Below are 12328 nucleotides of genomic sequence, written 5' to 3' on the forward strand. Positions count from 1 at the left end.
CGTTATTTATATAATCTCCAATTATTCTTACAATTGGTCATGAACTTTGATTATCTAGCACCTGCTTTTAGCAAAATCTCTTCTATCTCTTTAAAACCTCTCTCACGTGCATGCTGTAAAGGGCTAACATTCTCACGATCAGACAAATTAACATCTGCTCCATGATCTATAAGCAATTGTACTGTTTGCTGTTGTTTTTCACTTCCATCGTTCAAAATAATTGCTTCCAAAAGTGCCGTCCAACCTAAATTATTAACATGATTAACATCAATCTCGGCATTAGTAAGAAGTTCATTGACCACATCTACATATCCATGTTCTGAAGCGGGAATTAATGCTGTTCCACCATATCGGTTCGTAATTGTTGGATCAGCACCAGCTTTTATTGTAAGTTTTAGAATATCAATAAAACCTTCAGCACCAGCATATAAAAATGGATTGTTTTTCATATGATCACGAATATTGACATCTGCGCCTGCATCAATCAGTACTTTGGCAGTTTTGAAATCATTATGATAAGTTGAAATCATTATGGCAGTTTGTCCATTAGAATTCTGTGCATTCATATCCGCACCATTCTCAATTAACTTCTTAATGAGATCAGTTTCTCCTCGTTTAGCTGCTTGAAATAACTGTTCGTTCACTTTTTCTTCCCCCTTAGCAAATGAGGCACATCCATTTAGCAAAAGTATGCAGCTCGTTATTACTGCAAGTAACTTCCACATAAAGTACAACAGCCTCCTTTTCCATTACAAATCACCATAAAAATATCGTATTATTCCTGGGAAATTTTCCTCCAATCTTTTTCATAAGTTAGATCATTGTTTGTCTGAAATCTATGTTAATCCTTAAATGAAAACTCCTTCTAAACAAATTATTAAAAAAGTATAAAATTTTTAATAATATTTATTTATGGATTGCCTCTAATGTTTTTTGAACAAAAAATGACTGTCCAATTAGACAGTCATACACAATTACTTGATCTACTAAATTTTTGTTCGGATACTATAAAAAACTATTACTAGTTCAATTATTACAATGCTAAAAACTTTCAATTTTTAATTATATGTTTAGGTGAAATATAATCAGTCAACCACACTTCATTGTCTGCATAAAAAAATTTAACACCATTCTCGTAGGCATTTTTAGCATCTACTTTCAAAATTACTAATTCTCCCCTACGTTTTCCAGCCAATGTCGCGAATTCAACCCCTTCAGATAAATGAACATAATTACGTCCCATTGGTTTTAACCCTTCTTTGTGAATTAGTTCTTCAACTTTTTTATTTGTACCATGATAAAGAATCTCAGGAGGTTTTTTTGGCTGATATTGTATTTTAGTTTTCGAGTGCCCATAATTCGCTTTAATTCTATCACTATTTATTGCATACCGTTGTTTTGGACAATTCTTTACAACCTGAGTAATGTTTTCAACAGTGACACCGCTCCAATTTGTTTGACTATTTATTGCATCAACTAATTCTGATATGGAACATGACCCATCTTCTTTTAAATTCACTCCAAATTTTAATGGGTCATGTCTTAAAATTTTACTCATAAATTTACTTAGTTTTTCTTCGTCTTTTTGATTCATTTTTTTAATTCCACCCTATTTTTTTCAATTTTTTAATGGTTTGAAATGCAATTTTTTCAACAATTACATTTTGTTTATTATCTAAATCCCATATTTATCTATAAAATTCTACTTTCATTACTTCATTCCTTGTTCAAACAAACTACTATATAGTTAATCTTGCGAGTAAAATGTCAAAATAAAGAAAAAACCGGCACTATGTGACGGTTAAAAAACATAATTTAAATATTAAATCGATACCCTGCTCCCCAAACTGTTTCCAAGAACTTAGGGTTTGTAGGGTCTCTTTCTATTTTTTCACGTAATCTACTAATATGGACAGTTACAGTTGAAACGTCTGCCGCTGATTCGAGGCCCCAAACCTTTTCATAGAGCTGTTCTTTACTTAAAACTTGGTTCGGATTCATTACAAAAAACACCATTAAATCAAATTCTTTTGTCGTAAAGGGTACTTCTTTTTCGTTAATAAAAACTTTACGAGCTGAACGATCGATTGATATTCCATGAACGAAAATTGTTTTTGAAACGGTATTGTTACCAGCTAGCCTTTCATATCGGGATAAATGTGCCTTTACTCTTGCAACTAGTTCACTAGGACTAAATGGCTTTGTAATGTAATCGTCCGCACCTAAACCGAGGCCTCTAATTTTATCGATATCTTCTTTTTTAGCAGATACAAATAAAATAGGAATGTTTTTTACCGCTCGTATTTCTTTACAAATTTCAAAACCATTTTTTCCTGGCAGCATGATATCCAATATGATTAAATCATAATTTCCTTTTAGTGCATGTTGAAGGCCTTCATCGCCATTATGTTGAATATCTACACGAAAATCATTTATTTCTAAATAATCTCTTTGTAATTCTGCAATGCTTATATCATCTTCAATCAGTAATATTTCTTTCAATTTCTCTCACCTTTCTTTAAGGAAAAGAATATACTTGTCCCCTTACCAATCTCACTATTTGCCCAGATTTTCCCTCCGTGCTCTTCAACAATTTGTTTTGCGATTGCCAGTCCTAAACCACTACCGCCAGTTTGTGAATTTCTTGATTGTTCTGCACGGTAAAAACGTTCAAAAATAAATGGTAACGCAGCAGGATCAATCCCTTGACCATTATCTGTTACTTCAACAATTACTTCATTTAACTGTTCATTTAATGAAAATGAAATTTTCTTCTCTTCTTTGTTCATATATTTCACACAATTGCTTACTAAGTTCGACAACACTCTTTTTAATTTCTCTCGATCCGTTGTAACATTGATTGATTTATTTGACTGATTAAATTCTATCTTGATCCCTTGCTGCAGTAAATCTAAATAAATTTCCTCTATATAGCTTCCTATATATTTATTCATTTCGACATTTTCAAAGTGAAAGGGTTCTTTTTTTAAATCCAGTTTAGAAAACAAGAACAATTCATCGATTAATGAATCCATATCCTTTGCTTTTGAGTAAACTGTTGATAAATATTTTTCCATTTTCTCCGGAGTATTTGCTACACCATCTTTTATCCCTTCCACATATCCAATTATTGAAGTAATTGGTGTTTTTAAATCATGTGAAATATTTGACAATAGCTCTTTACGATTTTCCTCATATTGTATCTGTAGATTAATCGACTCTTTTAATTTGATTCTCATTTCCTCAAACGCTTTATTTAATACACCAATTTCATCATTTGAACTCGTATCAATTTCAAAATTCAAATCCCCAACTTTAATTTTTTCTGCACCATTTTTAAGTTTTGAGATTGGTTTAATAATGCTTCGGGAAACTAAATAGTTTAGCATTCCGATTATCATAATAAATAAAAATAACAATAAACCTAGTAAAATTGGAAAAAGATTACGAATAACCTCGGTATATGAGCTTGCCTTCTTTAAGACAAAAATACTCCCTTGGCTTTGATCTGGAAAATAAAAATCAAATTTCACATACGTAAAAAACAAATCATTAATTTTAATCGTATCGCGAGTATTAATATTCGTTTCCTCAAACCCAGGAAGTGCTCGTTCTAACACTTTTTTATCTAACGACGGGGAAGAGTACTCGATATTTGTTCCCTTTCGTACTACAATTCCGATATTCTTATGTTCAATACTTTTGAGTTCCTTCTTATTAAGTAACTGCTTAGGATTATGTTTTGCAAGTAGCTTCAAATCAAGAAACACACTTTCTTCAACTGTAGTCAAAGGCTTTTGTACATAAGTCTTTTTGTAAAGATTTTCTACTGACTTTACATCTCCTGTTATTGCAAAAATTATTAAAAAACCTGCTGCCAATAATAACGTGATCGAAAAAAGAATCACCCCAATATAAGACAACAGAAACCTCATTTTAATTGACATTTATTTCACTCACTCGGTAATAAAATTTTATTTAAATAATCTTTATTCTTAGCATGCAAGCTACTTTCGTAAACTACACACTCTAAAAATTAAAGTGTTTTTTTCAATTGAAATTAAGTGAACTATATCATATAAATCTTAAAAAAGTGTAAAATTTTTGTGAAATAAGTCTAAACAACAAACATTTCATAAAATAGTTAAAAAATCATCAATTATGTAGTTGAATTTGAATGTAAGATAGATTAAAAGGATGTAAAATATGAAAAATCAAAAAGAACGATTTGAATCAAAGGATTATAGTATTTATCAAATATTAAATGCAAGAAGAGAACTATCTGAAAAGGATTCAACATACTTATCGATCTAGAAAAAGGGTTCAAAGGTGAAAAGAAATTAGATTGGACTTCAACACTATCAGATAACTGGCTTATCCTTAACGATTTATTGTTCGAATGTAACAAATCCGAATTCCAAATTGATTCGATTGGTATAAACCGAGAAACTATCTATTTATTTGAAGTGAAAAATTTTGAAGGAGATTATTATATAGAAGGAGAACGATGGTATAAAACCCCAAAAAACGAATTAAAAAATCCTTACGAACAACTTAAAAGAACCGAATCCATGTTACGAAAATTACTGATTGAACATAAGATTTATTTCAAAATAAAACTCCATTTAGTTTTTGTAAACTCCGAATTTTTTTTATACAATGCTCCTATGAACTTACCCAATATTTTCCCATAACAATTAAATCGGTTTATAAACGAATTAAACATGCAACATTTCAAATTAAATGTTAATCATTACAAACTCACCAAAGCCTTATTATCTCTTCATAAAACAGACTCAAAATACTCCCAATATCCAATGAATCACTATGACCAACTAGTAAAGAGGAAGCATTTTTCATCTTTTTGCTATTATACTTCCCCATGAACACCTCATAAACGCATTTTTGTCTTACTCTCAAAAATTGTTCTAACAAAAAAACCACCAGCATAAAAGCTAGTGGCAATAACTACAAAATACAACTTATCCTAATGGTTTAATATAATCGTCAATCGTTTTCCCTTTATATTTTGTAACTGGTTTGATTTTTCCAGATACGTCAGGGTTTTGCATTAGATAGTTTCTCTTAACATAGTCAAGATCTTTGTAATCAACTATTCCGTCGAAATTGATATCTGCATTTCGATCATTTGTATTTAGTTTGCTAGTGATGTAGACTGCATCCATTATATCAACGACATTATCATTGTTAACATCTCCAGCTTTCATAATTGCGTAGTAGAAATATTTTAATTTTCCAGCATCCATTGTATCGTATGAATCTACCATTTCATTAACATTTACATGTCTTTCGAAATGTCCTGGTATTTTGATAACAATTTCGTAGGATTGATCTAGTAATGGTAGATTAGGTACTGAGAATCTAGCAGCACTGTTAATCGTTGCATCATAACGTTTTCCATCTTTGCCACCGATTACATACACTTCTGCTCCTACTTTTGAATAATCCCTCTTTGGATCTAACCAAATTAAATTACTTGGAATAAATCCATCTGGCAAGAATCCACCTTCAAGAATTGAATAAGAAGGAATAATATTAACTCCTTGGCCGAATTTGTTGTTAATCGTCATTTGTGGTTGTCCTAAAATATTCGCTTTAGCAGTTTGGAATCCTAATTGTTGAACCCATTTTGTATATGCGTTTGGTTTATCTTTAACTTTTAATGTAATCGTCGCAACTGGCATATTTGAATTAATTCCAGATGAAGGAGTAGGTCCATCTAAACTTGACGTTAATTTAAGCCAGTTATTAGATGTATCAGTTTTTTGATCTTGTGCTGTTAAGTTAGCTGTTAAGCCCAGTGCCTTTGCTGCATTAACATATTCACTACTAATTTCTGTGCTTTGGTATTCAAATACATCTTTAGGATAAGTAAGTGTAAACTCACCACCCATTAGGTTTTTAATATTGTGTTCACTTAAAGTTACTTTAACAGTATCACCGTATTTTGCGTCAAATTTGTCAGTTGTTAATTTGATGTAAGGTTGTCCTTTTTTAACTAATGTGTATATCTGACTTGGGTGATTTTGTATACCGTTCGTTGCAATATCTTGGCCTAATAAAGTCATTGTTGAGAAATTTTTCTCTGCTTGGATTTTTCTTGTGTACTCAAAGTTTCCTTTACTGTCAACGACTAATGGTACATTACCAATAGGGTTTTGTGCGCCAGTTACTTTGACTGTATTTTTTGATTGGTCAATATTATCACCATTTTTGTTTATTAGATCAATACTTGAATCTGAAATATTACCAGTAATTTTTAGACCAGAATCATCAACCTCGTAAACTCCACCTGGTATATTCATTTTCATTGTTGGAAGTGTATTATCAATGACAACTTGCTGAGACTTTTTAAATACTTTTCCTTCTTCATTTGTACCAACAACTTCAATCTCGTATCGTCCTGGAGATGCAAGAGCTTTTGTAACATGAACTGGTTGGTCAGGGTTTCCAGTGAACGGGAAATAAAGTCCGTTAAATCCACCATCTAAACCGAATGTCATGCCTTCATTAAATCCACCGTCAAATGAGTCAATGATTCCTAATTGCTCACCAGTATCCGCGTTCTTTAAAATGATATCAACTGTTTCCATGCGACTATTCAGAGAGAATGCAATTCCAGTAGATCCAGAGATTGCAAATGGTAAATCTCTTCTTGTATTAAAAGCTTTTGTTGTTAGTAAAACTTCTTTAATACCTTGCTCCATTTTATTTAAGCCAAATGGAATTTGATAGACTTCGTTGTTGTCATCTTTATTCGTAAAAGTAATGTAACCTTCATAAATGCCTAATTCTGCGGTTTTTGGAACTGTTAGTATCGGTTTAAATTTGGACATTCCATGAACTTTAGCTCTAACTTCAGATGGTACTGCTAAAGAAATACCATTTTTTACTGCGTCCTGATCGTAACTACTAACATTATTAAATTGAACTTTTACGTCAAACACTTTATCTTTGTCAGAGTTGTTTGTCAGTTCAATTGTCTTTTTGTCTGTATAATCCTCATCCGTTGATACAATGCCACCGTAGCTTAGGTCGCCAGCTGTTTCAGGGATCATCATTTTATTACCATTTTCATCGAGCGTTGGTGCATCATCATTCACACCAATTTGGATTGAAGAGTGTACAGCCTCATCTGCATCAATTCTACCCGATCCTTCTTCAAAAACACTATATGATCCGTTTAATGCGTCAGCAGAATTCATTAATGCTAATTTAACTTGCTCAGGAGTATAGTCAGGATGAGCTTGTAAAATTAAAGCAGCAGAACCTGTTACATGTGGTGCAGCCATCGAAGTACCATCAAATCGTGCATATGCATGTTCGTAGTCATCTTTATGAGTTACTCCATTGTAATAAGCTGGGATTGAAGAAAATACTGCTACTCCAGGCGCAGTAACCTCAGGTTTAATATCATAATATCTTCTTGCTGGTCCCTTTGAACTAAAGTCAGCCAATTTATCCCCTTCAGTATCAAAAGATCCAAAATCATTCATCGTTACGTTAACATTACCTTTAGATAACATATTGACAAGTTTTGTACCTTGATCATTCGGGATACTAAAAGTTGGAATAAAGTCAAAATTGTTTCCGAAATAATAAGGTATATAAGTTTCACCATTAATATTATTGAACATGATTACGGCCTTAGCACCATTTGCCTTTGCATTCTTAATTTTTACATTTAAAGTTAAATCGCCACGCTCCATCAGTACAATCTTGTCTTTAACATTTTTACCATTGTAATCTGAAACTTGACCTTTACCTACATAAACAATTGGAAGGTTAGATCCCTTTAAGGAATTGAGATTAGTATAATCTGAACCTAGTATTCTCATATTATCTAATTTAACAGTTTCAGTTGCTGAAGTTGCAACTGCATTGCTTGTTTGAACCGTAATTGGCGAACTGCTTGCGCCAACTGTAATACCAAGCGCTGATGAAGCAGGGCTACCAATTGTATACTGAGTAGGTCCAGCATTACCAGCAGCAAGGACACAAACTGTTCCAGCTAAAGTAGCATTATTGATCGCAACTGCCAATGGATCAAGCGGGTTAGCAACTGGTGCCCCTAAAGATAGGTTAATTACATCCATCTTATCTTCTACCGCTTTTTCAATTCCTGCAAGTATTGTATTCGATGAGCCAGAACCATATGGTCCGAGTACTTTATAACCATAAAGTTCAACTTCAGGTGCTACACCTGTTATGGCAAAATCGGATTTATTTTTACCTGTTCCCGCAATAATACCTGATACATGTGTTCCATGTGCCGTATACCACGGTTCACCTGAAGTTGGACTTATTTCAGGTTGCCCAGATTTTTTCCAATCATCATAAGTTGACTCCATAGGATCTGAGTCGTTATTTACAAAGTCATATCCGCCCTTATACACATCTTTTATATCAGGATGAGTATAATCGATACCTGTATCAATGACACCTACTTTAATCCCTTTACCAGTGATTCCTTCTTTGTGTAGCTTTTCAGCACCGATTTGTTCCATATTATTTAATTTAATCGAAGCGTTGTTTGTCGGCTCACCATTTTGTTCTACGAAAGGTTCGACAGTAATTTCTCGATCTTCATAAACTGCATTTACCGTATCTAATGTTAAAAGTTCTTTTACTTCATTAGCAGGTAATGTCATTGCAACTCCATTAAAGATAGTCTTATATTCTCTTTTAAGATCAATCGATTTTAATTTTGCATTTCCATTTAATTGTTCTTTGAATTTTTTATGAGATTCCTCTACCTTATCTCTTGACTCCTGCATGGAAGCATTAAGACCGCTCTTTTGTTTGATTTTAAAATCAATATCTGATGGAGCTTGTTTAAACTGAACAATTACATTTAAAGGAGTATCTACATTTAAATCTACGTCAGGTGAGATCTTTAGCCCTTCCGCATTATTATTTTCCTGCATGCTGTGAATCATTTCTCTATCTGCATTGGATATATTTTTGATATAACTATCAATATCCTTAATACTACCATTGGAGCCCGTAGAGTTTGTCACTGCGAATGTTTTGTGACCAGACATTAAACTTGCCGAAAATAAGCTAGAGGTGATTACTCCAGCAGTCATTACTTTGACAATTTTTTTGTTTTTATGCTTCATCATCTGCATTCTCCTTTTTGTACTTTTCTGAAAAATCTTACAATTATTATTATAATCAGACAAATTCTTAAAGTGTATTGGGGGAATTTTAGATGAAATTATTCCTCATTTTTCTACAAAAATTACATTTATTCCCAATAAATCTTGTTTTATTTCGAGATAATCATCACTAAATTTTAGTGGATTACAAAAATAGCACATTAAATTTTCATACTAATCTACTAAGTAAAGTCAGAATATTCATTTATTTTTTAACTTAGTTTTAATATTTTTCATATTGACTTCTATATGAAAATAAAAAAGAAATAAAATCACAAAAAGATGATTTTTGTTGTTTTTTGTAAGATTTTTTCAGCTGAAAATTGTGGGATTTGTAGGAATTCATGTCAAAATACAGGATTTTTTATTAAATTATTACAAAAAACTATACTCCTTTTTGAAGTATAGCTTCATTGATTTGCTCCAATATATTAGATTAATAAATCAATCTCTCTAAAATCTGTTTAATGCACTTACGATTTAATCTATAGTTTTTCCATTTTTATTTTTTTAGACGTTTTTACAGTTGGAATTGATACACCTCTAATAAAAGTGCGTTGTATTATCATTTATTTATGAAAGAGGATTCGATCATATTTGATTTCCTTACTAAGTGTTTCCCCATCTTTTTCAATAGGAATATAGCAAATTACCATACCACCTATCGTTTTTTCATTTGGAATATTAAAATGAATCATCGTTTTTGCGCTTTTCCAAACATCAACTGTTGTTGGTAATGCAACAAGATCATCCTGCCGATCGTAATTACCTGCTATTACTCCACTGTTTTCATTCTTAATACCATCAAATGTGCACAGCTCTACTCCAGTGTAATCTGTTTTGAATGTTACATTGTAATAAGTATTTTTTTTATCTTTCCATCTCTCTATTTCAAAATCGTGATTTTTTGTATTCGTTAACAACATTTCATCCATGTGTTCAATAGTTGCTTCATTTTTTGATATTGCCTCATTATTAAGTTTGAATTTATATTGACCAGATGCTTTATAACCATCCATTTCCACAATATAAATACCGCTTCTTGGTATATTAAAAGATCCTTGATATTTTGCCTTCTTTTTAATTGATGTTGTAAAAACAATATCTCTCGTTTTTTTATTATAGACAATTAAATCTACATAACCTTTATTAACAACAAATGAATAATCAACATAGTACACGTCTCCTTTATGTGCACTAAATGAAGTTAATTTATCATAATCATCCAATTCAAAATAGTTGCCATTAAATGATTGCGTTGCACAACTCGACAATAATACCCACAATAAACTTACATACAAAATAAACATTTTCTTTCTCATTTTTGATCCCCTTTGTTTAATGACCAACTTAATAGTCACATAAACACAAAGAGTTGGAAAGCAAAATTCTTATAAACTAATTTAATTTCATCACCGTTTCTTTCATACCAAAATTTAGTAGTATTTAGTTTGTAGTAATGTGTCAAACATACAAAATTTAGACTATATGATTTTCTTAATTACGCATGACTTTTTACTATTTTTGTATAGGAGATGGGAATAGCCCAATTTGCATAAAAAAAAAGACCATTCAAATGATTGGTCTCCAAAATTATTTAAGATTTCTTTTTAAAATTTTCCCAGTACTATTTTTAGGCAGTTCTTTTACAAAATTAATTTCCTTAGGAACTTTATAATAAACTAGTGCTTTTTTGCAAAAATCCATGATCTCACTTTCTGAAAGTGAGTCATTTGAAACGACTAAATAAGCACATACACTTTCACCTATTAATTGATTAGGTTTTCCGACTACCGCTGCTTCAATAATATTAGGATGTTGATAAAGTCTTTCTTCTATTTCTCTAGGGTAAACATTATATCCGTTCGTTATAATTACATCTTTTTTTCGATCTAATAAAAATAAATATCCATCTTCATCTTTTTTACCGAGATCACCCGTTTTAAACCAACCGTTAAAAAATGCTTTTTCAGTTTCTTCTATATTATTTAAATAACCACTCATCACATTCGGTCCATTCGCAACAACTTCTCCTACTTCACCAGTTGGAACTTCTTCGCCATTTTCATTTACTATTCTTGTCGTAACACTAGGTAGATCAAGTCCAACTGATCCTGGTTTACAAATTCCACGATATGGATTGAAAGTAAGAACTGGGGCTGTTTCAGATAGTCCATAGCCTTCTACAATTAATACTTTGTATTTTTCTTGAATTGACTGAAATAATTCGATAGGTATAGATGCCCCGCCTGAAATACATGCTCTCAAACTACTAAAATCGTTTGCTGTCGCACTATTTAATTGATATAAATAATTATAAATCGTCGGTACTGCCGCAATTAAAGTAGCTTTTTCTTGTTTGATTACCTCAACTAATTCAGCTGGATTAAATTTAGGAATAATGATTGTTGATGCTCCATTTAACAAAATCATATTTACACATAATGTTAAACAAAATGAATGAAACATTGGAAGGACTGCGATCATTTGATCATTTTCACTTAATTCGATTAACTTGGAAAAATCATTTGCATTTTCAATTAAATTAAAATGAGACAACATTGCCCCTTTAGGGTTACCGGTTGTTCCTGATGTATATAGAATAACAGCCGTATCATCTTGAAGGGTTTCAATTTCTTCTAATTGATTTTTTATTACCGTCTGTTGTATTTCATCTATTAAAATAATATTTAATAATGAAGGACACTGATTTTTAACACTTTTAAGTTTTTTCTCCTGTTCACTAGTTGATATAACAAGTTTTGTAGAAGAGTCTTTTAAAATATAGCTGAGCTCACTTTCCGTAAAAGCTGGGTTTAATGGAATGACGATTGCACCTAATCTTAATATTGCTAAATAAGCTTGTACAAACTCAGGAGAATTTCCTAATAAAATCGCAATTTCATCTCCCTTTTCAATCTTATTTTCAACTAATAGTTGTGCTATGTTTTCACACGAAGAAATGAATTCTTCATAATTTATTTTGTTTCCATCGTAACTAAAAGCTATGTTTTTACCTTTTTTATCTGCTACCTCTTTAATCATCCCATATATATTCATTTCTTTATCAATCCTTAGTTAATTTCATTGTTACTATTTCATATAATAAAATATTCTAGAAAAATGCAAAAGTTAGAAAGATAACT

At 31.5% G+C, this 12328-nt stretch carries 8 protein-coding genes; 1 reads left to right on the top strand and 7 read right to left on the bottom strand.

What is annotated here, in order from left to right:
* Positions 1–50: 50 nt before the first annotated feature.
* The 4 genes from COJ46_RS02920 to COJ46_RS02935 form a co-directional block, all read right to left on the bottom strand.
* Positions 51–725, bottom strand: a complete 675-nt coding sequence (locus COJ46_RS02920) for an ankyrin repeat domain-containing protein (protein ID WP_097977589.1) — start codon at positions 723–725, stop codon at positions 51–53.
* A gap of 326 nt (positions 726–1051) precedes the next feature.
* Complete coding sequence (locus COJ46_RS02925) at positions 1052–1594, bottom strand: RNA 2'-phosphotransferase (RefSeq protein ID WP_097977590.1); 543 nt, start codon at positions 1592–1594, stop codon at positions 1052–1054.
* A gap of 221 nt (positions 1595–1815) precedes the next feature.
* The gene (locus COJ46_RS02930; protein ID WP_097977592.1) at positions 1816–2502 is read right to left on the bottom strand and encodes a response regulator transcription factor; all 687 of its coding nucleotides are present in this window, start codon (positions 2500–2502) and stop codon (positions 1816–1818) included.
* On the bottom strand, positions 2499–3947 hold the full coding sequence (locus tag COJ46_RS02935; protein ID WP_097977594.1) for a sensor histidine kinase: 1449 nt from the start codon (positions 3945–3947) through the stop codon (positions 2499–2501). The genes COJ46_RS02930 and COJ46_RS02935 overlap by 4 nt, the downstream gene beginning before the upstream one ends.
* Positions 3948–4304: 357 nt before the next feature.
* Here COJ46_RS02935 and COJ46_RS25210 point away from each other — a divergent pair, with 357 nt between their 5' ends.
* Entirely contained in the window at positions 4305–4694 is a 390-nt protein-coding gene (locus COJ46_RS25210) for a nuclease-related domain-containing protein (RefSeq protein WP_353615945.1), read from the top strand.
* A gap of 288 nt (positions 4695–4982) precedes the next feature.
* On the opposite strand, the gene COJ46_RS02945 is transcribed toward COJ46_RS25210, so the two are convergent.
* The 3 genes from COJ46_RS02945 to COJ46_RS02955 all read right to left on the bottom strand — a co-directional run bounded on the left by COJ46_RS02945 (position 4983) and on the right by COJ46_RS02955 (position 12242).
* Complete coding sequence (locus COJ46_RS02945; RefSeq protein WP_176522596.1) at positions 4983–9146, bottom strand: S8 family serine peptidase; 4164 nt, start codon at positions 9144–9146, stop codon at positions 4983–4985.
* Between the two features lie 605 nt (positions 9147–9751).
* Entirely contained in the window at positions 9752–10504 is a 753-nt protein-coding gene (locus COJ46_RS02950; RefSeq protein WP_097977599.1) for a hypothetical protein, read from the bottom strand.
* 271 nt (positions 10505–10775) lie between these two features.
* Positions 10776–12242, bottom strand: coding sequence for a long-chain-fatty-acid--CoA ligase (locus tag COJ46_RS02955; protein ID WP_097977601.1), 1467 nt, complete (start codon positions 12240–12242; stop codon positions 10776–10778).
* Positions 12243–12328: the final 86 nt, after the last annotated feature.

Origin of the sequence: Bacillus sp. AFS077874, from assembly GCF_002566505.1 — a bacterium.
GTDB lineage: Bacteria > Bacillota > Bacilli > Bacillales > Bacillaceae_G > Gottfriedia.